21 protein-coding genes are annotated in these 22,958 nt (G+C 53.4%); 17 read left to right on the top strand and 4 right to left on the bottom strand.

Annotation, left to right across the window (positions count from 1 at the left end):
• Positions 1 to 10 precede the first annotated feature (10 nt).
• From V8Z78_RS27230 to V8Z78_RS23135, 4 genes are all read left to right on the top strand, one after another.
• Positions 11 to 283 (top strand): double zinc ribbon domain-containing protein, encoded by a 273-nt coding sequence (locus V8Z78_RS27230; protein WP_080571249.1) that lies wholly within the window; start codon positions 11 to 13, stop codon positions 281 to 283.
• A gap of 181 nt (positions 284 to 464) precedes the next feature.
• Entirely contained in the window at positions 465 to 848 is a 384-nt protein-coding gene (gene flgB, locus V8Z78_RS23145; RefSeq protein WP_019042325.1) for a flagellar basal body rod protein FlgB, read from the top strand.
• Positions 849 to 997: 149 nt separating this feature from the next.
• Entirely contained in the window at positions 998 to 1,732 is a 735-nt protein-coding gene (locus tag V8Z78_RS23140; protein WP_034356759.1) for a phosphatase PAP2 family protein, read from the top strand.
• The gene (locus V8Z78_RS23135) at positions 1,701 to 2,102 is read left to right on the top strand and encodes a diacylglycerol kinase (RefSeq protein ID WP_019042324.1); all 402 of its coding nucleotides are present in this window, start codon (positions 1,701 to 1,703) and stop codon (positions 2,100 to 2,102) included. Before V8Z78_RS23140 ends, V8Z78_RS23135 begins: the two co-directional genes overlap by 32 nt.
• A gap of 270 nt (positions 2,103 to 2,372) precedes the next feature.
• On the opposite strand, the gene V8Z78_RS27225 is transcribed toward V8Z78_RS23135, so the two are convergent.
• The 3 genes from V8Z78_RS27225 to V8Z78_RS23120 form a co-directional block, all read right to left on the bottom strand.
• On the bottom strand, positions 2,373 to 2,906 hold the full coding sequence (locus tag V8Z78_RS27225; protein WP_502878871.1) for a transposase: 534 nt from the start codon (positions 2,904 to 2,906) through the stop codon (positions 2,373 to 2,375).
• A gap of 550 nt (positions 2,907 to 3,456) precedes the next feature.
• Positions 3,457 to 4,851 carry a heavy metal sensor histidine kinase gene (locus V8Z78_RS23125; RefSeq protein WP_019042322.1) on the bottom strand — a complete coding sequence of 465 codons (1,395 nt, stop codon included), beginning with the start codon at positions 4,849 to 4,851 and terminating at the stop codon, positions 3,457 to 3,459.
• Positions 4,848 to 5,540: a heavy metal response regulator transcription factor gene (locus tag V8Z78_RS23120; protein WP_019042321.1), complete on the bottom strand. Its 693-nt coding sequence runs from the start codon at positions 5,538 to 5,540 to the stop codon at positions 4,848 to 4,850. The genes V8Z78_RS23125 and V8Z78_RS23120 overlap by 4 nt, the downstream gene beginning before the upstream one ends.
• Before the next feature lie 175 nt (positions 5,541 to 5,715).
• Between V8Z78_RS23120 and V8Z78_RS23115 the strand changes: the two genes are divergently transcribed.
• From V8Z78_RS23115 to V8Z78_RS23095, 5 genes are all read left to right on the top strand, one after another.
• On the top strand, positions 5,716 to 6,993 hold the full coding sequence (locus V8Z78_RS23115; RefSeq protein ID WP_019042320.1) for a TolC family protein: 1,278 nt from the start codon (positions 5,716 to 5,718) through the stop codon (positions 6,991 to 6,993).
• 22 nt (positions 6,994 to 7,015) lie between these two features.
• The gene (locus V8Z78_RS23110) at positions 7,016 to 8,365 is read left to right on the top strand and encodes an efflux RND transporter periplasmic adaptor subunit (RefSeq protein WP_029158349.1); all 1,350 of its coding nucleotides are present in this window, start codon (positions 7,016 to 7,018) and stop codon (positions 8,363 to 8,365) included.
• A gap of 13 nt (positions 8,366 to 8,378) precedes the next feature.
• Positions 8,379 to 11,552, top strand: a complete 3,174-nt coding sequence (locus V8Z78_RS23105) for an efflux RND transporter permease subunit (RefSeq protein WP_019042317.1) — start codon at positions 8,379 to 8,381, stop codon at positions 11,550 to 11,552.
• Between the two features lie 200 nt (positions 11,553 to 11,752).
• The gene (locus V8Z78_RS23100; RefSeq protein WP_019042316.1) at positions 11,753 to 12,097 is read left to right on the top strand and encodes a DUF4148 domain-containing protein; all 345 of its coding nucleotides are present in this window, start codon (positions 11,753 to 11,755) and stop codon (positions 12,095 to 12,097) included.
• A gap of 253 nt (positions 12,098 to 12,350) precedes the next feature.
• The gene (locus tag V8Z78_RS23095; RefSeq protein WP_230629845.1) at positions 12,351 to 13,934 is read left to right on the top strand and encodes a phosphoethanolamine transferase; all 1,584 of its coding nucleotides are present in this window, start codon (positions 12,351 to 12,353) and stop codon (positions 13,932 to 13,934) included.
• A gap of 629 nt (positions 13,935 to 14,563) precedes the next feature.
• On the opposite strand, the gene V8Z78_RS23090 is transcribed toward V8Z78_RS23095, so the two are convergent.
• Positions 14,564 to 15,532 carry a tyrosine-type recombinase/integrase gene (locus tag V8Z78_RS23090; protein WP_231879659.1) on the bottom strand — a complete coding sequence of 323 codons (969 nt, stop codon included), beginning with the start codon at positions 15,530 to 15,532 and terminating at the stop codon, positions 14,564 to 14,566.
• A gap of 215 nt (positions 15,533 to 15,747) precedes the next feature.
• Here V8Z78_RS23090 and V8Z78_RS23085 point away from each other — a divergent pair, with 215 nt between their 5' ends.
• The 8 genes from V8Z78_RS23085 to V8Z78_RS23050 are packed head-to-tail and all read left to right on the top strand — an operon-like array spanning position 15,748 to position 22,955.
• Positions 15,748 to 16,509 (top strand): DsbC family protein, encoded by a 762-nt coding sequence (locus V8Z78_RS23085; protein WP_057092291.1) that lies wholly within the window; start codon positions 15,748 to 15,750, stop codon positions 16,507 to 16,509.
• Between the two features lie 59 nt (positions 16,510 to 16,568).
• Positions 16,569 to 17,078: a hypothetical protein gene (locus tag V8Z78_RS23080; RefSeq protein WP_242608300.1), complete on the top strand. Its 510-nt coding sequence runs from the start codon at positions 16,569 to 16,571 to the stop codon at positions 17,076 to 17,078.
• Between the two features lie 2 nt (positions 17,079 to 17,080).
• A complete protein-coding gene (locus V8Z78_RS23075; protein ID WP_019042141.1) occupies positions 17,081 to 17,977 on the top strand; it encodes a hypothetical protein in 897 nt (298 codons plus the stop codon).
• A 7-nt stretch (positions 17,978 to 17,984) separates the two neighbouring features.
• Complete coding sequence (locus V8Z78_RS23070; RefSeq protein ID WP_019042142.1) at positions 17,985 to 18,566, top strand: lytic transglycosylase domain-containing protein; 582 nt, start codon at positions 17,985 to 17,987, stop codon at positions 18,564 to 18,566.
• An 8-nt stretch (positions 18,567 to 18,574) separates the two neighbouring features.
• Positions 18,575 to 19,378 carry a TcpQ domain-containing protein gene (locus V8Z78_RS23065; protein WP_230629849.1) on the top strand — a complete coding sequence of 268 codons (804 nt, stop codon included), beginning with the start codon at positions 18,575 to 18,577 and terminating at the stop codon, positions 19,376 to 19,378.
• The gene (locus tag V8Z78_RS23060; protein WP_019042144.1) at positions 19,375 to 21,165 is read left to right on the top strand and encodes a hypothetical protein; all 1,791 of its coding nucleotides are present in this window, start codon (positions 19,375 to 19,377) and stop codon (positions 21,163 to 21,165) included. Before V8Z78_RS23065 ends, V8Z78_RS23060 begins: the two co-directional genes overlap by 4 nt.
• A 7-nt stretch (positions 21,166 to 21,172) precedes the next feature.
• Positions 21,173 to 22,516: a type 4b pilus protein PilO2 gene (pilO2, locus tag V8Z78_RS23055; protein WP_019042145.1), complete on the top strand. Its 1,344-nt coding sequence runs from the start codon at positions 21,173 to 21,175 to the stop codon at positions 22,514 to 22,516.
• Positions 22,503 to 22,955, top strand: a complete 453-nt coding sequence (locus V8Z78_RS23050) for a hypothetical protein (RefSeq protein WP_029158309.1) — start codon at positions 22,503 to 22,505, stop codon at positions 22,953 to 22,955. Before pilO2 ends, V8Z78_RS23050 begins: the two co-directional genes overlap by 14 nt.
• Positions 22,956 to 22,958 lie beyond the last annotated feature (3 nt).

Genomic DNA, 22,958 nt, shown 5'->3' with positions numbered 1-22,958 from the left:
GAGGATAGTTATGAGCTTTTTTGAACGCCTACTCGGAGGCCATCACCGATCTGGTGGCGATCAGCATGGGAATGGTCATCATCAAAAACGGACACCCGCCTCCTACAACGATCCAAGAGTGTCCGGTGGGATCATTTGTCCTAACTGCCGAACTCAAAGCTCTCCCCAAGCACGGTTCTGTCAACAGTGCGGAAGCGGCCTAGCCCCCCAGGCCTGCAATGCATGCGGCGTCCAGATGGCGCTTGGATCGCGTTTTTGCGCAAACTGCGGAAAGTCTGCTTAGAACTTTGGAGAACAGCTGATCGGTGGGTTGATCTCTGTTCTCCTGAAGGTTCAGATTACAGAAAGGTGTCAAAAATGTAATCTTCAGACCATGTAAATGGCTGAATAGTGTCAAAAATGTAATCTTGCGGGGAAGGCAATTTAGCTACCATTGAGGCTTCGAAATTTACTAGAAAAATCCTATGGATTCTCTTAGATTCGAGGATGCCGCTCTATATCTTAGAGTTAAGAGGATGGAAGTATTAGCAAGCAATATTGCGAATGCTGACACTCCTGGATATCAGGCGAAAGATATAGACTTCAAGGCTGCGCTTGAAGAGACGCAAAGGCAAATGCTGACAGTGCAGTCTACGAATAAGTCTCACCTCGGTAACATAGCTCCAACATCAATTGATCCTCAGATTGCATTTCGCCCTGTTTCTCAGAATGCCATGGATAGAAATACGGTTGATCTCGATCAAGAGAGAGCTTCATTTACAGCTAATGCCATCCGTACGCAATTCGCTATGAGTCAAGCTGTCGATGAATATGTAGAGATGGGGCAAATGCTATCGAAATTAGTATAATTTTATTAAGTTGGTCATTCACAGAGCGCATTTACTTGCGCTCTTTTTTTTAATTCAAGTAGTAGTGAAAATAAAATTCGCGACAAGATTATTTTCAAAAATTTCATTGTTGGAAATAATGAATATGTTCAAAAGCGATAAGATGGAAGATGTCAAATAATATAAATAAAAAATTCTTTGTAAATCATTTGCTGATTCCGATTACTTTCCTGGCGCTAACTTTTTATTATTTCATGTATCTAGGAGGAGATAGTCTCGTTGCCGCGAAGATATACGCACTCCAGGGTTATGAATGGTCATTGAATGATCATTGGGTTACAAACAAATTGCTTCATAAGGGTGGAAAGCATCTGAGCACCCTAGCAATCGTTGTGATCATTGCACTATATATATTTGTACTTGCCTCCAAATCTGAGCAGCGAAAAAAATGGCGGTCTCCGCTGCTTTACCTGATTTTATCTTGTTTGGTCAGTGTAATTTTGGTGAGCCTTCTTAAGGCATTAACAAATATGGATTGTCCATGGAATTTAAATCAATTTGGTGGCGATCGCCCTTTTATTGGTCTTTTCGAGCACAGGCCTCAAGAAATGGGGAGCGGAAAATGCTTTCCGGCTGGTCATGCGAGCGCTGGCTATGCCTGGGTTAGTTTATATTTCTTCTTTAAGATGATCATCCCTAAGTATCGATGGTTAGGATTGCTGTGCGGCATTATGGTTGGGTTGACATTTGGTATCTCTCAACAATTGAGAGGAGCCCATTTCATTTCTCATGACATTGCCACGATTTTCATTTGTTGGTTGATTGCCACACTTTTGTTTATATTCTTTAGCATCAAGAAATATACTGTTAAAAATGGAAAACAACTCGAAAGCCAACATCTTTAATAATATTCAAAAGAATAGAAAAGGATTTTCTAGAGTCTGGCATGCATCAAAGTACTCATGGTCGGGTATAAAGGATGCGTGGTTAGAGCCTGCATTCCGCCTTGAGGTGATATTGTTTATGATTTCGCTTCCATTGGCTCAATTGATTGGGCGATCCATGATGGAGAAATTGCTTCTGATCTCTTGTATTTGGTTTTTGATGATCGTTGAAGTAATTAATTCTGCGATAGAGTCTGCAATAGATAGAGTAGGATTCCAATATCACGAGCTTTCCAGGAAAGCCAAAGACTTGGGGAGTGCTTCTGTATTAATGACAATTATTTTTTGCCTGGTAGTTTGGGGTTCTTTGATTTATAAAAATACTATTTAATTTTCGCCGTAGGTGCTGGAACGCTTCACCGTGATGCGCATCATGCATCGCATAAAACGAGTCTTCACGCTTACAGCGGAGGGAGCGAGCTCCAGCTCTTGGTCTGCATCCTGCATGTTAGCTCTAGCCTCGCGAAGATTTCTCGGACTACTGCGCGCGACGACGCCTGGATTTTTTAGCCTACGAACCTTGTTGTGCGGAGTGGAAAGACTGATGAAGGTGAATCCTGCATCGACAGTAGAGCGTTAACTCGATCCTAAGTCACTGCAACTACAACTCCTGACCAGCCTGTGGGGCACAGGCTCTCCCGCAAGTCCCTCTCCCTCCCAAGCTCGCCAGACCAGGATCTCTCTGTCGTAGCAGTCCTTTGCGAAGGAGGCTGTGACTGCCCCCCGAATCGCACTTGATCTCAAAGCCGTCAGAGCACCTGCGCATGTTGCTCATCGGCACACTGACGTGACCAGCGTGAATGCGGCTCGAATGCCGCGCTTGGGCTCTTTGGCCAACACCAGTCGATGCTGCGCCATGGCCCAGTGGATGCGCGCTTTTGGTTCGGCGCCTGTTGCCCTTGCGATCGCCTCTCTCGATCGAGCAGCGCACCGCCGCGGCGATAGCCTCGGCAATGTGGCGCCGCAGGTCGGCCAGCAAGAGCTCATCCGGGGTTGGAGTTCGGCTTCTGCGGCTGTCCTGCCAGTGGCCAGAGCGGTGATGCCGCACATGCAGAATCGAGCGCGACACGCCCTGCACCGAGCAGACCGACGTCATTGGTCGTTCACAGGCAACAAGGGCGAGCGCGCAATCCACTTTTTTCTGCGGCGAGCTCCACGGCTTCCTTGAGGATCTCGTTCTCCTAGGTCCCCCTACACACGTTGCAGCTTGGCGATGTCGGCGCGAGCTGCCGGTAGCTTCGAAGCCGCCACAACCACTTCGCCGGCACTCACGGCCACCAGCGAGCCTTCGCGATCCAGCCGCCGCCAACTGAATAGAAAGCTCGCCGACGCGCCCTCCTAGCGGGGCAGAAGCGAGGCGCTCATGCTCGGCTCATACGTTTTGCGAACAAAGGCAGCCTTCTCGGCAGCGGACCAACGCTGGTCCCGGGGAATCTCCTCAATCGTCTCTGTATGCCTAGTCATACGCACAGTCCTATGCCTACTCGAAGATAAGCGATGGACTCATTCCGGAGATTCAGGAGGCTATCGAAACCTATTTATACCTTCAGCCACCGAGAGCCCCTTCTCCGTGACTTGCATGACCGCCTCCCTCTTAAATTCCGGCGTAAACCGCTGTGCACTCATGGAATGCCTCCTATGCTCAAAAGGGCTGACCAGGTATGTCTACCTGCCTAGGGGCACTCTCATGAAGGAGATTTAAAGGTATCGGGCGATGCAATAGGTGATTCAGGTAAGGAAATCCCAATTTTGGTGATCCCGCTTGAAGAGATTGCAAAAGTGGTACCGCCGTGCATCCGTGCGATAGCTGCAACGATGGCCAATCCCAAGCCGTGATTGAGATTTGCATGTGCGCGGGACGCATCAGCACGATAGAACCGATCAAACAGGCGTGGCAGATGGATGGGATCGATCTCCGCTCCTCGGTTGATCACCGCAATGCTAACGTTGTCACGTTTGCCATCTGGTGTCTCCACTACGCTTTGGGAGATCTCGATAGTGATCGTTGATCCGGGTTCTGCATAGCGTGAAGCGTTGCCTAAAAGATTGGATAGTGCACGGCGAACCAAACGCGCATCCACAGCAACACTTGCATCTCCATCGATTAGAACTTGAAGGTGCGCTTCTTGAAGTACTGCCTCATGGAACTCGGCCACTTCTGAGGCAAGCTCTGCAAGACTCACTTTGGCGGATCGCCGCGCTTCAGTACCGCGGTCTGCGTGTGACAGAAACAGCATGTCTGCCACGATTCCAGCCATGCGCTGTAGATCCTCTAGGTTGGAGGCCAAGATGTCCTGTAGTTCAACAGCACTACGCGGTTTACGAAGCGCCAACTCGCAACTACTGATCAAGGTGGTCAACGGTGTGTTTAGTTCGTGTGCCACGTCAGCATTGAACGCCTCCATTTGTTGATAGGCGATGGCCAGTCGGTCAAGCAATGCATTGAACTGTGCGATCAATGGTCTTAATTCTTGAGGTTGATGGCTATCATCTAAACGGCGATGCAAGTCTTGCGCAGAAAGGCTTCGCGTTTGATCCACCAGTAGGCGTAAAGGCTTGAGTCCTATGCGAACAAGCCATGTGCTCGCAAATGAGACCAGCAATGCACCCGCCACGGCGGCAATGCCCAGGGTCCAGGCCAGACGATTAAGCAGTCGGTCATCTGGTCTACGGTCTAGCAACAGGACCGCTTGCATTGGCTGCAGGCCGTCGTTAACTGTCGGAACTTCCACTGAAAATTTGCGAACTGCAACCCGGTCGTCATCTTCAGGTTGGCGCAAAAGTTCAAATGCGCTTTTACCGGAGGTTGGCACCAGGCGTAAAGACAGTTCGTCATGCCCCGTGACGAAGTCGTTAAGCATGTGGTTCAAGGCCTCTGGGGAGTGAACCCCTCGGCTCTCGCTTAACAGGTGCTCGATTGCTGTTTTCTTGTGATCTAAGGTGTCTTGCTGACGTTCCGACAGCGTGACGGAGATCACAAAATAGACAGCAATGCATACAAAACCGAGGCCGACAATGGTTTGCAGTGCTAAGGCGCGGGCTAAACGTCGAGCTAAATGTGGTGCAGCGGTCTTGCTCATGTTGTGCGAGATTCGAGCACATAGCCCATGCCACGGACGGTGTGGAGGAGATGATGCTCAAAAGGCTGATCAAGCTTTAGTCGCAGCCGCCGGACAGCGACCTCTACCACGTTGGTTTCACTGTCGAAATTCATATCCCAAACCTGAGATGCCAACTCTGTTCTTGATAGAACCTCCCCTTGACGGCGCAATAGAAGGCTTAGCAAATTGAACTCTTTGGCCGTAAGCTCGATTCTTTGGCCCGCCCGTGTAGCCCTACGACGAATCAGGTCTAACTCTAGGTCAGACAAGCGCAGAGTTGTCGCTTCCGGGGCGGCTTGGGCCACACTGGGGCCACTGCGCCGCAATAGCACATGCAGGCGTGCGACCAGTTCAGAAAACGCAAATGGCTTCACGAGATAGTCATCGGCGCCACACTGCAGTCCCTTGACACGATCCTCCACTTGGCCACGAGCAGTCAACATCAGTACAGGTGTTTGCTTCGTTTGCCTCAGCGCAGCTAGCACGGCTAGGCCATCGATGCCCGGAAGCATGCCGTCAAGCACGATCAGGTCGTAGTCCATTTCACTGGCCAGGTGCAGACCGTCAATACCGTTATGGGCTACATCCACAGTGAAGCCCTCCTCCGCCAGACCCTTGTTTAGGTAATCGGCGAGCTTGATCTCATCTTCTACAACCAGGATTTTCATGCTGACTATTCTGAGATAGGTGCACGCATTTTGAAAATGACAAATTTGTCATCCGGCTGTCAGGATGGTGAGGGGAGCACTTTATTAGAGTGGCAGCGCCCACCCGCTTTCTATTCCTCACTTGGGCAAAGTAACGCCCGGCAGACTTTCGATTGCACGGGTAGGAGTTTTAACAATGATTTCTTCGTCGTCTCATCGCGCTGGCCGAGCAGCTTGTGCGTTGCGTCATGCGTTGTTGTTCACCAGTTTGGCTTTAACTGGCGTGGCAGGCATAGCGCAGGACAATCCTGCCAATAAGGCGTCTCTGGCACCGCTGACTCTTGACACGGCAGTCGCACGCGCTATCGACCAACACCCCCGTTTACGAGCTGCCCAGCGCGGTCTTGAGGCCAGCGATGGAGCTGTTCTGCAAAGTAAGGCGAGGCCTAACCCAGCGCTATCGTATTCACAAGAAGATACCAGCAGGGATAAGCGCACCTCTACAGTGCAATGGACCCAAATGCTGGAAATCGGCGGCAAGCGCGATGCTCGCATGCGTGCTGCAGCACGTGGCCGAGATGTGGCTGAAGCGGAACTGGATGCCGCCAAAGCTAACCTTGTCGCAGATGTCCGACTCGCATTCTTCGGGTTGTTAGTGGCACAGCAGCGTGAGGTCCTCGCAGGACAGACTCTTGACATCGCACGAAGCGCGCGTGAGGCCGCATCAAAGCGTGTAGCAGCGGGCAAGGCAGCGCCCCTAGAGGCCAACCGGGCCAGCGTAGCTGAGTCCAGTGCTGAACTGGAGCAAGCTCAAGCTCAGGCCGCAAAACGAGTGGCTCGTCAACAATTACAGGCCCTTATCGGAGAAGGAGGCCCTGTATTTGGTGATGCGCAAGGCAAACTTGACGCGTTACCTCCTGTTCCGGAAATTGGGTCTCTTCAAAGCCGCTTGGAACAGTCGCCTTCCATTCAGCAAGCTCGCTTCACTGTTGAACAGAGCCGGGCGACCGCAGATCTGGAGCGCGCAAAGCGAATTCCTGACCCAACGATGAGTCTAGGTATGAAGCGCGCTCAAGAGACCGGCAATCAACTCGTAGTCGGCGTCTCCATTCCCTTGCCTGTGCTCGATACCAATCGAGGAAATCAGTTGCAAGCCCTCCGCCTGGCTGACCAAGCTGAAGAGCGCTTGCTAGCTACCCGGTTGGAACTTCAGTCTCAACTTTATGCGGCGCGAGAGACGCTAGAGGCAAGTCGTAAACAAGCTATCCAACTGTCTGAACGCGTGCTGCCGACTGCACAAGTCGCCTATGAGGCGGCAAGCAAAGGCTTTGCGCTAGGGAAATTCGGCTATCTGGACGTACTTGACGCGCAACGCTCTTTGTTTGATGTACGTAGTCAATACCTGGACCAGTTAATGGCCACACATCGTGCTTCGGCCGATATCGAACGCTTGTTGGGCACAACAGACGAGTAAGTTTTTTGCACAGATCATCAACATGAACGATACAAAATCATCTCCATTTGGGACTCGGCGCACTCAGATTGCAATTGCTGCAATCCTAGTAGTTGGCGCTCTTTCTGCTGCACTAATTCTTCGCAGTGGTCCGGACAGCAGCAGTGCTAAAGGTGCCGGAGGTCAGGGGCACTCAGAAGCCGCTAGCCACGCAGACACAGAACATCACGGCGAGAAGCAAAGCGGTGATCACAAAGATGAAAAAGGGCACGCAGATGGTGAGCACCATGATGAAAAAGAGCAAAACGACGGAGCCAAGTCTGCAGAGAAGAAAAGCGCCGAAGGTGCTCATGATGACGATGAAGGTCTTATCCAAATGGATTCGCAGCGTATGCAGGCTGCAGGCATTCGAACCGCAGAGGTCGGCTCTGCAACTGTTCGCTCAGTACTGCAACTTCCGGGGGAAATACGCTTCAACGAAGACAAAACGGCTCACGTTGTCCCTCGAGTCCCTGGCGTCGTCGACTCGGTACCCGCCAATCTCGGCCAGGTTGTAAAGAAGGGGCAGTTGCTGGCTGTGTTGAGCAGTGCGGCTGTTTCTGAGCAACGAAGTGAACTTCAAGCCGCTAGCCAACGCTTAGCACTGGCGCGTACAAGCTATGCCAGAGAGCAAAAGCTGTGGGAGGAGAAGGTATCGGCTGAACAGGATTACTTGCAGGCTCGGCAGACACTGCGCGAGGCAGAAATTGCCGTTTCAAATGCTCAACAAAAATTGGCGGCTAACGGCGCCGGAGGCGGAGGCGGTGCACTAAACCGATTTGAACTAAGGGCTCCTTTTGACGGAGTGATCGTCGAGAAGCATCTCGCCGTCGGTGAAGCTGTTCAGGACACTACCCAAGTTTTCACAATCTCAGACTTGCGTTCCGTTTGGGCTGAAATGAGGGTTGCAGCATCTGACTTGCCCGCCGTGAAGGTTGGGGAAAAAGCAACTGTCAAGGCGACAGCATTCTCGTCGTCTGCGACTGGGGTGGTTGCTTACGTGGGTGCTCTGATTGGTCAGGAAACACGTACTGCTCCTGCTCGAATCACTCTAGAGAATCCTGAAGGCGCGTGGCGCCCAGGTCTATTCGTCAATGTGGAGTTGACTGCCTCTTCGCAACAAGTGCCAGTAGCGGTAGCTTCCAGTGCTATCCAGCGTCTGGACGGCCAAAACAGTGTTGTGTTTGTGCCCGTCAAGGGGGGCTTCCGAGCTCAGCCCGTGCGCGTTGGTCGCTCGGACCCCCAGACAACAGAAATTCTTGAAGGGCTGAAGTCCGGCCAGTCCTATGTGACTGAAGGCAGCTTCATGCTTAAGGCCGAACTGGGCAAGGCTACAGCCGAGCACGCACACTAAGCAAGGGCTGCAAATGTTCGAACGAATTATCCGATTTGCCATTGAGCAGCGCTGGCTGGTCATGGTTGCCGTTCTGGCCCTAGCGGCTATTGGCGTATACAACTATCAACGCCTCGCTATTGATGCTGTACCTGACATTACCAATGTTCAGGTACAGATCAATACGCAGGCCAGCGGCTACTCGCCGCTTGAGACCGAGCAGCGAGTCACTTACCCAATTGAAACGGTGATGGCCGGCTTGCCCAATCTGGAACAGACTCGCTCGCTGTCGCGCTACGGCCTGTCGCAAGTGACAGTAGTGTTTAAAGATGGCACTGACATCTACTTTGCTCGCCAGTTAGTCAACGAACGTATCCAACAGGCCCGTGATAATCTTCCCGCTGGTGTCACTCCCACGCTGGGACCTATCTCTACAGGTTTGGGTGAGATCTATCTTTGGACCGTTGAGGCCGAGGATGGTGCAAAGAAGGCAGATGGAACGCCTTACACACCTATGGATCTGCGCGAGATACAGGACTGGGTGATCAAACCGCAACTGCGTAATGTGCCAGGTGTCACTGAAATCAACTCTATTGGCGGCTTCGCGAAAGAGTATCTGGTTTCGCCTCGCCCAGAACAGCTGGCGTCCTATGGTTTCACTCTTGCTGACCTGGTTGCTGCGTTGGAACGCAACAATACCAATGTGGGAGCTGGATACATTGAGCGTCAAGGTGAACAGTATTTGATCCGTGCCCCAGGTCAAGTCTCTGGCATTGCTGACATTCGAGAAGTGATCGTGGGTTCGGCTCAAGGCCAGCCCATACGTATTCGTGATTTGGCAGAGGTTGGCTTGGGTCGTGAGCTTCGCACTGGAGCTGCCACGGATAACGGCCGAGAGGTCGTGCTTGGCACGGTCTTCATGCTGATCGGGGAGAACAGCCGTGTGGTCTCGCAGGCTGTGGCTGCACGCATGGAGCAGATTAACCGCAGTCTTCCTGAAGGCGTGAAAGCGATCACGGTCTACGATCGCACAAACCTCGTCGATAAAGCTATCGCAACGGTCAAGAAGAATTTGGTGGAAGGTGCGGCTTTAGTTGTTGTCATCCTCTTCCTTTTCCTAGGCAACCTCCGCGCGGCCCTGATTACAGCGCTGATCATTCCATTGTCCATGCTGTTCACCTTTACTGGCATGGTGCAATACAAAGTCAGTGCCAACTTGATGAGTCTGGGCGCTCTTGACTTCGGCATCATCATTGATGGCGCGGTGGTCATTGTGGAGAACTGCGTGCGTCGTCTTGCCCACGCGCAAGAAGCACGCGGACGCTCTTTGACGCGCAGTGAACGCTTCCACGAAGTATTTGCTGCAGCCAAGGAAGCGCGTCGGCCATTGTTGTTTGGACAATTGATCATCATGGTGGTCTATTTGCCAATCTTTGCGCTCACAGGTGTAGAGGGCAAGATGTTCCATCCCATGGCGCTGACTGTGGTGATCGCGCTTGCTGGCGCAATGCTGCTGTCCATTACCTTCATTCCTGCGGCGATTGCTCTTTTCATGGGCAACAAGGTTGCGGAGAAGGAAAATCGCCTCATGGTTTGGGCGCGTCGCGTTTATGCACCAGCCCTTCATCGCGTCATGAGAGCTCCTGCAGTTGTTCTGACTGCCGCTGGTGTGGCGGTGGTGTTAAGCCTGCTGCTGGCAACGCGTCTTGGTAGTGAATTTGCACCAAACCTCAACGAGGGCGACTTCGCCATTCAGGCTCTGCGGATTCCAGGAACCAGCCTGACCCAGTCCCTTGAGATGCAAATGCAGATCGAGAAAACCTTGAAGAAAGAGTTTCCTGAGATCGACAGGGTATTTGCTCGTACAGGTACCGCGGAGATTGCCTCTGACCCGATGCCACCGAACATCTCGGACGGCTACATCATGCTTAAGCCGCAGTCCGAATGGCCGGATCCGGCACGTACACGAGACGATTTGTTGGCAGCAATTCAGGCAGCCGCAGATCGAGTTCCAGGCAACAATTTCGAGTTCTCTCAACCTATTCAACTGCGCTTCAATGAGTTGATATCGGGTGTGCGTAGTGATGTCGCTGTAAAGATTTTTGGCGACGACATGACTGTGCTGGAGAAGAACGCACAAGCCGTCGCAGGCATGTTGCAGCAAATTTCTGGAGCCTCTGAAGTCAAGGTCGAACAGACCACAGGCTTGCCAATGCTCACCGTGAAAATCGACCGTGAGAAGGCCTCGCGCTATGGTTTGAACATGGGTGACGTGCAAGACACCATCAGTACGGCACTGGGCGGTCGTGAAGCCGGCACAGTTTTTGAAGGAGACAAGCGGTTCGACATTCAGGTTCGTTTGCCGGACGAAGTGCGCAATGACATGGAAGCGATAGGACGCCTACCTATCGCGCTTCCACGCGGTACGGATGGCCGACTTGGTTTTGTTCCGCTTTCGGCCGTGGCTAGTTTTGATATCGCACCAGGCCCTAACCAGGTGAGCCGAGAGGATGGTAAGCGCCGCATCGTGGTGAGTGCCAACGTGCGCGGACGTGATATTGGATCTTTCGTCACAGAAGCACAACAACGCCTCGAATCGCTGCAACTGCCTGCCGGCTACTGGACCCGATGGGGCGGAACCTTCGAGAACCTCGAGTCGGCTAGAAAACGCTTGACGATTGTTGTGCCGGCAGCATTGCTGATGGTCTTTGTCTTGCTGTTTGCAATGTTCGGCAATGTTCGTGATGGTCTCATCGTGTTCACGGGCATTCCGTTTGCGCTGACAGGTGGCATCTTGGCGCTCTGGATGCGCGGTATTCCTTTATCCATTTCGGCTGCGATCGGGTTTATCGCACTGTCAGGCGTGGCTGTGCTCAATGGCTTGGTGATGATTGCCTACATCCGATCGCTGCGCGAAGAAGGCAAACGCCTGTATGAAGCAGTCACTGAAGGCGCTTTGACCCGACTGCGGCCTGTTCTGATGACCGCGTTGGTTGCATCGCTAGGCTTTGTTCCGATGGCCATCGCCACGGGCACAGGCGCAGAAGTTCAGCGCCCCTTGGCCACAGTGGTGATCGGCGGGATCCTGTCGTCGACTTTGCTGACCCTTCTCGTGTTGCCATTGCTCTATAGCTTGATACACCGCAAGGATCTCTCCGAGACGGAGGATGAGCAGGTGTTAGCTTCTACTGAGGAAAAGCCAGCCTGATACAAGTAGTTCTACTCGCCTCGTAAAAGCCATGGCCTCTAAGGCCATGGCTTTTTTCTTGTAACAATACTTAATATGACAACATTGTCACATTCCTGTTGGCAATCTGTCGGTGGGTATTTTCTACACTTGACCCATCTTCTCTGAATAGACCACTTTCTTAGATGGAGAAGAAAATCAATTCACTTAAGGAGTATTAAATGGCTCACCGTAAAATTTTTGCATCTCTCACCGCCGCAGCCGCAATGGCAACCGTTCTGGCAATGCCTGGCGTCGCAGTCGCAGATACGTACTGGCACCCCACAAATAACGAGGCCGGTGTAAAAGCATACCCTGGACACTTCAAGAGCTCTCAAACCCGTGACCAAGTCCGTGCAGAAGCAGCGAATGCAGTGCGCGATGGTGGGGATACTCGGATGCGCGCAGGAAATTACCCTGCGGTTAAGAGCACAGGCCCCGAGAAGACTCGTCAACAAGTTATTGATGAGCTGACAAAAGAAACCCCTTCGCAGCGAGATGCTCGTAACCAAGCTATGGCTGGGTAATCAGTAATATTTTCTTGGCGTGGATTCGTGGTGACACGATCCACGCTTTTTTTTTTGCTCAAAAAATGACAAAAATGTAATCTAAATGTCATCGTTTAGATCAGATTTTATCTCTACTATTGTGGGTTTTTGTAAATTCAAAAATAGTTTCATTGAGAAGCTGAATAGTTCTTGATTAAATTCTTTCCGTAAAATGAAGACTTTCAATAAAATAAGTGAATTCCTGCTATCTAGTGGCATGCAATCAACACGCATGATCATTGGAGTTAGTATATGGATTGCTATTTTTTCTAATTATTATCTTTGGCTGAAAATATCTAAATTAGGTGAAGAATCGGATATAAGTCTAATAATATCCTTTGTTTTTATATTAATTGGTTTGAATATTCTTTCGATTTCTGTTTTGGGATGGGGGAGGCTTTTAAGGCCAATTGCCAGCATCTTTGTCGTAAGTGCGGCTTCAGTTGCCTATTTCATGCAAGCATACGGGATTGTTATTGATTCCAATATGATAACTAATGTGCTGCAAACAGACTTCAAAGAAGCCTCTGATTTGATTAATTTGCAGATGATTTTTGTGATTTTGCTGCTGTCGCTACCTCCATTGTGGTTTATATGGCGCAGAAATTTCTCAAAATCTACTTTTGGCAAACTGATATTGCAGCGTTTGATGCTTGCTCTCCTGGGGATTTCAATAGCAGTGGTAAGCCTAATCGTTTCTTTTCAGGCGTTCTCCTCAACCATGAGGAACCATAAGGAGATTCGCTATTTGATTAACCCATACAATGGACTATATGCGGTCTTCAAGAAAATTGACGATTCCCAGAAGAGGAAATCAAAAGATTTGGTAAAAATAGGAGAAGGAGCATACATTGAAGGGGCTGTAGACCCTATAGTATTTCTTGTAGTCGGAGAAACCGCTCGTTCAGATCATTTGGGGTTGAATGGCTATTCAAGAGATACCACACCTTTGCTATCAAGTCGAAAAGACATCTTGTCATTTAAAAATGCCTGGGCTTGTGGAACGAGCACCGCAGAGTCACTGCCGTGCATGTTTTCACACTTATCGAGGGAGAAGTTCTTTGATCGACGAGAAAATTACGAAAATTTATTAGATGTTCTAAAAAAGGCAGGTCTGGATGTGCTTTGGGTTGACAATCAATCAGGGTGCAAGGGGGTATGTGCGAGAATACCTGCTGAAAATCAAGAGATAATCAAAGGTGACATCAATTGCAGAGATGATGGTTGCTTTGATGCAGCAGTGTTGAACAATCTCCAAAAGAAAATTGAAAACTTACCAAAGCTTGGTAAAGCTAAAGGAACCGTTGTTTTAGTTCACCAAATGGGCAGCCATGGCCCAGCCTATTACAAGCGTTCTTCACCAGATAGAAAAACCTACTTCCCAGAATGTGAATCTTCAGCTCTGCAAACCTGCAGTCGAGAACAAGTAGTCAATGCATATGACAACAGCATAAGAGAAACTGATTATTTCATTTCGAAAGCAATTGATTGGATTAAGGAGACCTATCCAGATAGGCCAACTGCAATGATGTATGTCTCAGATCATGGCGAGTCTTTGGGAGAAAATAACATATACCTCCATGGTCTTCCTTATAGTTTGGCGCCCGATGCTCAGAAACGCATTCCTTGGATCGTTTGGTTCTCTGAATCATTTAAGCGCGAAAAATTCGAAGATAAGGGATGTGCTGCTCTATTAGACGTTGATGCCAGGATAAGCCATGATAATTATTTCCATTCAGTTCTGGGATTAATGAGCGTAAAGTCTGAAATTTATAATCCTGGTCTTGATATTTTTGAAGAATGCAGGCGATCTTGATTATGACGGATTGTTGAATAAATAATTTCTGATTATCTATGTGGCTAGTGCCTAAATTGTTGACACGAATGCCAGCGGCTTAACCACTGCTGACTACCGCAGGTGGAGGTACTAATGCCCAACGCAGTGCATACCAGCGTACCCCTCCGCCCTGAAATAAGGAGCCGATAGTGAGCGTCTCGCCCGACTGAAGCGGTGCCTTCATGCGAGCCAGGCGTTCTTGCGTGGTTAGCTCTGCATGGAGGGCTAGGATCACGATGCATACCTGCTGCGCAGTCAGCCCAGCAAACAGCTGAAGCATCCCGGTCACTTTGATATCGAAGACTGGGATCTCTTGGTCAGACGTGTTCTTGTGTGAGAAAACACGCACTCCCTTTGCGCAAAGATCTAGCTCATGGATTTCCTCGGAAATGGACGAGGAATCGTGTCGTTACTGCGCGCAAACAACACCGGACAAGGAGACATAGCTCCCTGTCCGGGTTGGATTAGGAGTCTTTGCACCGATCTAATGGAGCAATGCAGAATGGCACTAGGCCGGCTGATGCGCAGACAAAGCGGCAGTTACTCTCAAAAGCTCAATCGCGTAGAAAATGCAGCAATGCTACCGATTCAGCCTCAACGGTACAAGATTACCAACGCACATAGCGCTCGAAATTCGCGCTGCGTGGATGATGCTGATCCGCCATGGCCCGGATATCCTCATGCAAGATAGAGACATAGTGCGCAGTCGTCTCTTGATGCTCATGGCCCAGCAGTAGCTGGATAGTGTGCAGAGACGCCTTTCCCTGGTACAGATGCGACGCAAAGGCGTGTCGCAATGCGTGGGGTGTCAACCGAAGGCCGCATTCGCGACCGTACCGGCTGACCATTCTGCGCAACTGGTAGTAGCGATAGTCTGGATAGCGTCCGCTACTAACGAACAGTTTGGATGTGGATCTTTTGCCATGGCCTCCGGCTGCAAGGATCACTTGTCGTGCCGTTTTGTACTGCGCAATCCAATACCTGGCATGTTCTCCAACGACAACCAAGCGCTCTTTGCTCCCCTTCCCCCATATCTGCAAGGGCTTGCCGCTGGCGGGGACCTGATCGAGCGTAATGTTCAGCAGCTCTCCTGCACGTAGCCCGGATCCATAAAGGAGCTCCAAAGCTGCACGATCTCGCATGCCTTTGGCCGTTTTCGTGTCCGGTAGCTCCATCAGCTTAGCGATCGCGTTACTGGATGGTGGGCGACGCGGGCGACGCAAGCCCCCGCGAAGTGGTAGCAGTGCGCGGTGAACGCCAAGGTCCACGATGCCGGACTCTTTCGCCCAGCGGTACAACCGCTGCAGCATCCATTGTTTGAGGCGTAGTGCCGAAACAGATCTGGTGTCTTTCCAGCTAAGTAGGAATACCTGCAGGTCGTCGACCGAAGCATGTTCCCACGAGCGACCGGTCGCTTCCAACAGCCATGCGTTGAAAGCTCGCAACTGGATCTGGAGGACCTGAAGAGTGCTTTCTGCAAGGCCCTCTTGAAAAAATAGATCGGTTAGAAAATCTCCAAAACGGAAATCCCAGCCGGCGGGAACATCCATCGTGCCGGCAACTAGCAAATTATTCATTCATCTACCCGTGTGAATGCCCGCACGAAGAAGCCGCCTCATCGGCGCCTTCTTTGGCTGGCGAGACACACACCTCGACAGTTCAAATATAGATCAATTCGGAATTGATATGTCAAGCGGAAACCGTGATGTATGTAACGCACGGTTTCCGCTGGAGGCAACGCCGACCGCTCCCTAAAGTGCGGTCCATGCAAAAGCAATCACATATCAAAGCAATGCCTCGCATAGTGATAGGCAGGCTTGCCGCAGCCGCGGCTTTGTTCGTTGGCCTGACGGCTGGAGCAATAGCTGCAGACGTATCAGAGAAGGTTGCGGCGCAGATCAAGGCCGGCGTCAACGCAAACACGAACGGAGCGGTGCGTGTAGAGCAAATCAATACAACTCCGCTCACCAACATTTATGAGGTGATTTCCGAAGGGGAGATATTCTATGTGAATGAAACGGGTCGTTACAGTTTTGTGGACGGCTCGTTGATGGATTTGAAGAGCAAAACAGACCTGACCGCCTTGCAACAAGACAAGAGGATGGTCATTCCATTCAACAAGCTTCCCCTGCAGCACGCGATTAAGGAAGTGCACGGAGATGGAAGCCGTGTGATGGCGCTCTTCGAAGACCCGTTCTGCCCCATCTGCCGAGTCTTCACAAAGTTCGTCGACCAGATCGACAACGTGACGATCTATCGCTTCATCTTCCCTATCACTGATCGGCGAAGCCAATCTCTTGCACGGATGGCCTGGTGCTCACGCGACCGTGCCGGCGTGTGGAAAGCCATCATGGACGGCGCACGGCCGCAATTGCCCGAGTCGTGCAACACCGATGGTTTGGTCGAGATCCTCAAGCTCGGTGAGCGCTATGGCATGAACAACACGCCCACCGTGGTGCTGGCAAGCGGCAAGCGCTTGGTTGGCGCCACACCGCCCGAGCAATTCATGGAGGAGTTGGAGCGTGGCGGTCGTTTGAAGGCGGACCAACGATGATCGCGCCCGCCTCCGTTCGCCCCCTCATTTCTGCCCTATTCCCTGCGCTTGCCATTGCCATGGCGACAAGCTCTCACGCGCAGTCCTGGGAGACCATGCGAGAAGTCGTCTTCGACAGCTCGGTGTTTTCGTCCACGGGTACAGCGGTGGACCGGGAGATCCTCAAGACAGTTTGGGCAACAGAGCTTTCCGCTCCACGACTGGGCAGCGCAGGAAAGCGCATGCCTGCGTTCGCGCTGCTGGGTGACACCGCAACCGCTGAGGGCAAAGTCATCTTCAGCATGTTCGCCGCTGCGGGCAACACACTTTGCCTGGATGCACCAAATGGCGCGGCAGCCATGGACATCTACAGCGTCTGCACCATGCGTGTCATCGCTTGGCCGCCTCGGCCTGGACTGCGCGCCATTGAACTCCCCGGCTACTGCATGTTGTACGCCAATACCGACCGATCACAGAACCGTGTCGAGTACCGCATAGAGCAGACCCAGCCAGCCCTGACGATTCGATTCCGGGCATGGCAGTTCGGCAAAGTCATTCCCGCATGCAATCGCGCTATGCGCCTGAGCTAGTCATGAGCTGCCGCATTTTCCCGCGACTATCCAAGCTTGTGTGGCTATTGCCAGCCGTGGCTTTGGCCGCCATCGTCAGCTCTTCAGACATTACCCAAGCCATTCAAAACTCGCCAAATGCGAGTGCCTGGCTAAAGCAGAACGCGCAGGCTGTGGCCAACCTTGCTATCAACGTCGAATCGGGCGGCAACACCAGCGCATTCAACGGCAGCTGCTGCTATGGCGTCCTGCAGATGAATAGGACAAACATCGCCAAGTATGCAGGAGTGACACCTGAACAGTATCGCCAACTGCCCCTGCAGGCTCAGATCGATGCTTGGTCGCAACTGACCGCCGACGCCATGCGTTCCGGCGTGGTCCGCCAATTGATTGGCTCGGGCACTTTTGATGGGCGCGCCGTTGACGGGAATCTGGTGCTCGCTTGCGTGCAGCTTGGCATCGGCAACTGCCAGCGAATGATTAACTCGGGGTCTTGCCGTGGCTTTGCCGACAGCAATGGCACATCTATATGCGACATGGCCGACAGGATGGCCAATGGACGACCTACCAACCCAGGCAACACCAACCCGCTCGGAAACGGCTCTGGAAGCACGGGTGGCAACGGTGGCACCGGGTTGGGGGGTAGCAGCTGCCCGCGAGACGCCACCGGTGCATGCATGGAAGTCTCGGCAGCAATGCAGCAAGGCTTCCTGCAGGGCTCCGGGATGCAGATGCCCAGCCTCAAGCAAATGCTGCTTGCAGGAAGCGGCGCGTTTTTCTTTCTTGTCACAGCCAGTGCCTTCAGCGGCCTTTACGGTCGCTACACCTCGGGACGTGTTGCCACGAGCGAGCTAGTGCACTATCTCGTGAAAGGCACAACAACCTTGCTCATTGGGCTGTTGGCCCTCTCGATGCTGTGAGGCGCGGATGTTTAGCCTAGCCCACATCACTCGCAATCTGCTATTAGCAACCCTCGTCGCTGCACCTGGCCTGTCCCTGGCCCAGTTGCCGCCGAAAAAGCTCCCGACCTACGACTGCCTTCGCGGAAATTCCAGGTCTGCCCACTGTGAGCAACTGCTCCGCAACTATTGGCAGCACGAGCCGGCCATTCGCGCGATCGCTGTTCACTACGGACTGGAACCAGCGCTGCTAATGGCTCTCGTGGCTATCGAGAGCCAATTCAACTCGCGTGCGAGATCGCCTGCAGGTGCGCTCGGTCTCACTCAAGTCATGCCAGATACGGCCCGTGGCGAAGGCTTGCGGGACCCAAAGGTCAACTTGTATCAGCCCGAGCTTGGGCTGGCCACCGGCGCAGCTTACCTGCGAAAGATGTGGTTCGAGTTTAGAGACTGGGAGCTGGCACTCGCCGCATACAACGCCGGCCCTGGCGCCGTGCGTAAGCACAAAGGCATTCCGCCGTACCGCGAAACACAAGCCTACGTCCCCATGGTTCTCGCTTTGTACCGCGAGTTTGCCTGGGCAGACGCCATGGCCCGAGCAAGCAAATGAGGAACGCAATGAAATTTCATCACCTAGGACGATGCGTTGCAGCTGTCGCTGTTGCGCTTACTGCCTGGCCGACCATGGCACAGGAAGCTGAAGGCACCAGCGCCAAATCAACGCTCCTGCAATCAGAAATCGAAGTCACATGGCAGGACAAGGCGCAAGGCCTGGCTCAACTCTTGGCAGATCGACTGGGCGTTCCCTTCACCAGCCCAGTACCACTGGACACTCAGGTGTCCGTCAAACAGGCAGGTGGCTCCACGGTCGCCAATCTGATCTCGACGGTCAACAGCCAACTCCCCCCTGGGATCAAGCTTCAGCTCACGGAAACTGCTGCTGGCACGAAGCTGGAAGCAGTAGCAGCGAGCGCACCGACTACAGCGGTGGCCACTGCAGTGGTACAGGGAAGCGCACCATCGCGCGCGCAGATTGAGGGACTGTTCACAACCAGCACAGTTCCAGGCTCTGGCTCGTGGGTGGACCAGGCGCGCCAACACTGGAAAGCCTCCTTCACTGACGGCTCTGGACAGCCTGCACGTCGCTGGGAGCTCAAGCTCCAGGACGTAACGCTGAACAAGGCCTTCACACGCTGGGCCGCAGAAGCCGGCTATCGCGTGCGCTGGGATGCGCGCAAGCATGTCGTGATCGGAAGCCCCGAGACCTACGAAATGCCATTCGAGCAGGCCGTGACCGCCGCCCTGTCGTCACCAGGCATTCAAGCGAGCGAATACCCGCTTGATGTCTGCTTCTACCCAAATAACCCGCCCTTGGCCCGTATCACCCGCCGTGGCGAGCAAGACAAGGAATGCACCCAATGATTCTGGCCAACCTAAAGCACAGTGTCGTACCCTCTGCTCTCGTTTCTGCTCTGTTGCTCGCAGGATGTGTCTCGCCTGCAGTCACCCAGCAAGTTCGTGGCCACATTGACAGCTCCTTGGAGGCTGCAGGTGTCATGAATCGGAGCCTGCGCGTAGAAGAGACCACACAGGGCCACAAGGCTGCCACAAATGCAGCGGCCGCCCGTCAGCTCTCGCCCATCGTTGCGCGCCGTGCTTCGCGTCCGTGGATCGGCTCCGAGATGATCGAGATCAGTTCCGAAGACTCCCTTCCCGCCATCTTCGATGAAACCTTCAAGCTCATCAGCTTTGAAGACAAAAGCACTGGCGGCAAGGTCAGCCTTACGGTTTGGGCCGAACGCATGTCTCGCATAACTGGCGTTCCGTTTCGCATCAAGCAGGACGTATACAGCCCCGCGTCATCGGCAGTCGCCTCTAGCCCAAGCACCGCTCAGCCGGCCAAGCCCGCGACCGCCACAGTTGCAGGAATGAGCATGCCTGCACCTCTGGCCGTTGCTGGCCAGCCGAGCGTCGAGGCCATACGCCCTGGTCCAAACCTCATGCTCGACACAGTTGAGATGGACTGGAAGAACAACACGCCGCGCGGCATCACTGAGTTCGTGACAGCCAGGCTGGGACTGTCCTATGCGTATCGCGATGGCGTGATCATTATTGAGCGCTACGTCACAGAAACCTTCGAGATCGCCGCTCTTGAAGGAAGCAAGGACTTTGCTATGAATTTGCAAGGTGGCTCAACATCGGGTGCTAGCAGCACCACCGGCGCTACTGGCAATTCCCAGTCCAATTTCCGCATCGACGAAGCTGGATCACTGGACATCTTCAATTCATTCATGAATAGCCTGCAGCAGATGGTGGCTGCGGTGCCCGGATCATCCATCGCTATCAACCAGGGTACCGGTAGGTTCGCGGTGACGACGACCAAGGAAGCCATGCAGCGCATCCGCCAAGTGGTCAAGTCCGAGAACGAGTCGCTGACACGCCAGGTCCGCATACAGATGGACATCTACTCCATCACGACAAAGGACGGAGACGAGAAGGGAGTGAACTGGGGCGTGGTGCTCAATTCGCTTACCTCCAAGTGGGGCGCAACCATTGACTCGCCCACTTCGCTAGTTGGTGATACGGCGGGCCAGATCGGGTTGACGATCCTCTCTCTGGCAAACGGAGGCAGCCCAAGCAGCGGCACGGTGCCCCGCTGGGGTGGCACACAAGCGGCGATCCAGGCGCTGAACGAGTATGGCACCAACATCCAGCATCGCCCCATAGAGATGCAGGCGATGAACCGCCAATGGGCACGCAAGACCAACCTCAACGACCGTTCTTACGTGTCTGAGACGCTGCCATCGACCTCTACTGCAGCCGGATCGGGCTCGGTGGGCATGAAGACTGCCAACGTCACTACGGGCGATCGCTTCATGATCCAACCCGCGATCTTGGACAACGGCTCAGTGCAGTTGAGATTCGGCATCAGCATGACCAACCTTGTGGCGATGACCGAGACGACCTCCGGCCAGGGTACTTCGATCTCAAGGGTCCAAAACCCCGAAAGGTCAGGCATCGACGATCAATCGACGGTCATGCTCAAAGCTGGCCAAGTCATGGTCCTCACCGGCATGGCCCGCTACAAAGCCAAAGACAACCGCCGCCGTCTGGCTGAAGGTTGGAGTTTGCTCGCTGGCGGCTCTGACGCGCAAAGCCTGGAACGTGAGGAATTCCTCGTTGTGGTTCGTCCTGTGCTCATGAACTGAGGCCACCATGAGTGCATACCTCATCGAACGGCGCTATGTGATCGGCGTGACTTGGCAGCAGACTGTCCAAGCCGTGAATCTCAAGAAGCACGCACAACAACTTGCCCGCAAGGGGAAGGCGGACTACTACTGCACGGTAGCTCCAGCCACCGTGGGCACCGCGAAACTCAAAGTGTCCAACCAGGGGGAAAAGCTCATCGCCTTGGCTACCGGCGTGGCCGCCTTCGCCAATGGCCATGTGTTTGCAGCCATCAAGCTCCCACAAGGGATCTGGATTTGCGCCGCAATCGACGGAGCACCAGCGACTGGCTTCGACGCGCTGGTGACGGACGAAGAAGCGGCTCGATCGCGGCTGGCTGCATTTGAGCGATTGGCCACCTCTTCCATCTCACTGTTCACGAATGAGCCAGATTTACTTTACCCCGCACCAGAGGTACAGCCCGTAACGCTGAGTCAGGTCATAAGCGCAGCTGCCAGCAACGAGGCCAGTGAGGCCTTGGCCAAGGTCGGCACCAGCATCCCTCCAGCTGTGCTCTACACCGTAGCCGGCGCGATCCTTTTGCTCGGGGGATTACGTGCTTGGGACTATTGGCAACTGGAGCAAAGGCGCCAAGCAGAGCTCTTGGCCAACGCCAATGAGCTGGACCCCAAGACAGCATGGACTCAGGCCTTCCAAGCATATGCACAGGAGAAGTCCACCTACGGGCATGAAGCGCTACGAGCATTGCGCGAAGCCACCGAAAAACTACCCACCAGCATCGCCGGGTGGCGCCTAAAGGAGACGGACTGTAAGCCAAGCGCTGGCAGCACTTGGGGTTGCACCCTGAAATTCGACCGCACCGCAGATGTGGGTCTAGACCCCACCAACGAAGACTTCGAGCATTTGCGTCCACGCGAGTGGACCGTCCGCTATTCCACAGTGGATGAAATAGAGGCCGTTATGCAAGTGTCAGCGCCTGCACGTCGCCTCAACTTCGATGAGCTGACCCCACTGGCCATCCAGCAAGTACGTGGACTTAGTTCCTTGCAACTGATCTTGCGCGCTTTCAGCGGAAAAACCATTGGGCAATTCCAGCCTGAAGCAGTTCCAGCACCGCTCAACAAGGTCGGAGAGCCCGTGTCCATGCCTGCTGAGCTCGGGCTGGCCATCTACAGAGCTGCGTTGACAAACCTGAGCGGCCCCTTGCTCAGCGTGGATCTGCTGATAACTCCAGAGGTACCGGTGGCGTGGACCTCTTTCAAGGTTGACTTTGCCCGACTGCCCAACGACTGGCAGGCCAACGGCGAAGCGTCTCTCAAGAAAAGCCTCATGACGGCCACCTTGGCCGGAGAAATCTATGCAAAGAACTAAGCCCGCCGTTGCAGCCGCGCTGATTGGCTTCGCTATGCACGCTGCCGCCCAGGATCTCGCTGCGGCCGCATCGCAGCCACAGCCAGGCTATGGCTTTGCTCCAACCGTGAAGAAGCTCTTGCAACTCGAAGCCGATAAAGCCGTTGAGGCTGCGCTCGGCCAAACGGGCGGCTCCACTACTGCAGCCGCGGCTCCACAAGGAGCAGCACCAACTGTGCAGCCAGCCGTAGAAGCACCGCCGGAGCCTCGCCCACTTCTTACCCTCAATGGCATCTATGGACGCGCAGGCCGTTGGACGGCCGAGGTCGCCATCGACGGTCGCATCTACGCCTTTACGCCTGCAGAGACGAAGGCAGGCTACACAGCAAAGCGCATTGATGCACGGTGCATCGAACTGCAGCACAGCAAGTTCCCGCAAAAGCTCTGCAGCGACCGCTGAGGA

The sequence above is a fragment of the Comamonas sp. wu1-DMT genome (assembly GCF_040187805.1).
Taxonomy (GTDB): domain Bacteria; phylum Pseudomonadota; class Gammaproteobacteria; order Burkholderiales; family Burkholderiaceae_C; genus Comamonas; species Comamonas thiooxydans.
Note: the sequence above shows the minus strand (reverse complement) of the source record. Positions and strands in the feature narration are given on the sequence as shown.

What these genes read in the sequence shown, in the direction of transcription:
- V8Z78_RS27230 (WP_080571249.1), top strand. Translation starts at nt 11, where the DNA reads ATGAGCTTTTTTGAACGCCTACTCGGAGGCCATCACCGATCTGGTGGC.
- flgB (WP_019042325.1), top strand. Translation starts at nt 465, where the DNA reads ATGGATTCTCTTAGATTCGAGGATGCCGCTCTATATCTTAGAGTTAAG.
- V8Z78_RS23140 (WP_034356759.1), top strand. Translation starts at nt 998, where the DNA reads ATGTCAAATAATATAAATAAAAAATTCTTTGTAAATCATTTGCTGATT.
- V8Z78_RS23135 (WP_019042324.1), top strand. Translation starts at nt 1,701, where the DNA reads ATGGAAAACAACTCGAAAGCCAACATCTTTAATAATATTCAAAAGAAT.
- V8Z78_RS23125 (WP_019042322.1), bottom strand. Translation starts at nt 4,851, where the DNA reads ATGAGCAAGACCGCTGCACCACATTTAGCTCGACGTTTAGCCCGCGCC.
- V8Z78_RS23120 (WP_019042321.1), bottom strand. Translation starts at nt 5,540, where the DNA reads ATGAAAATCCTGGTTGTAGAAGATGAGATCAAGCTCGCCGATTACCTA.
- V8Z78_RS23115 (WP_019042320.1), top strand. Translation starts at nt 5,716, where the DNA reads ATGATTTCTTCGTCGTCTCATCGCGCTGGCCGAGCAGCTTGTGCGTTG.
- V8Z78_RS23110 (WP_029158349.1), top strand. Translation starts at nt 7,016, where the DNA reads ATGAACGATACAAAATCATCTCCATTTGGGACTCGGCGCACTCAGATT.
- V8Z78_RS23105 (WP_019042317.1), top strand. Translation starts at nt 8,379, where the DNA reads ATGTTCGAACGAATTATCCGATTTGCCATTGAGCAGCGCTGGCTGGTC.
- V8Z78_RS23100 (WP_019042316.1), top strand. Translation starts at nt 11,753, where the DNA reads ATGGCTCACCGTAAAATTTTTGCATCTCTCACCGCCGCAGCCGCAATG.
- V8Z78_RS23095 (WP_230629845.1), top strand. Translation starts at nt 12,351, where the DNA reads ATGATCATTGGAGTTAGTATATGGATTGCTATTTTTTCTAATTATTAT.
- V8Z78_RS23090 (WP_231879659.1), bottom strand. Translation starts at nt 15,532, where the DNA reads ATGAATAATTTGCTAGTTGCCGGCACGATGGATGTTCCCGCCGGCTGG.
- V8Z78_RS23085 (WP_057092291.1), top strand. Translation starts at nt 15,748, where the DNA reads ATGCCTCGCATAGTGATAGGCAGGCTTGCCGCAGCCGCGGCTTTGTTC.
- V8Z78_RS23080 (WP_242608300.1), top strand. Translation starts at nt 16,569, where the DNA reads ATGGCGACAAGCTCTCACGCGCAGTCCTGGGAGACCATGCGAGAAGTC.
- V8Z78_RS23075 (WP_019042141.1), top strand. Translation starts at nt 17,081, where the DNA reads ATGAGCTGCCGCATTTTCCCGCGACTATCCAAGCTTGTGTGGCTATTG.
- V8Z78_RS23070 (WP_019042142.1), top strand. Translation starts at nt 17,985, where the DNA reads ATGTTTAGCCTAGCCCACATCACTCGCAATCTGCTATTAGCAACCCTC.
- V8Z78_RS23065 (WP_230629849.1), top strand. Translation starts at nt 18,575, where the DNA reads ATGAAATTTCATCACCTAGGACGATGCGTTGCAGCTGTCGCTGTTGCG.
- V8Z78_RS23060 (WP_019042144.1), top strand. Translation starts at nt 19,375, where the DNA reads ATGATTCTGGCCAACCTAAAGCACAGTGTCGTACCCTCTGCTCTCGTT.
- pilO2 (WP_019042145.1), top strand. Translation starts at nt 21,173, where the DNA reads ATGAGTGCATACCTCATCGAACGGCGCTATGTGATCGGCGTGACTTGG.
- V8Z78_RS23050 (WP_029158309.1), top strand. Translation starts at nt 22,503, where the DNA reads ATGCAAAGAACTAAGCCCGCCGTTGCAGCCGCGCTGATTGGCTTCGCT.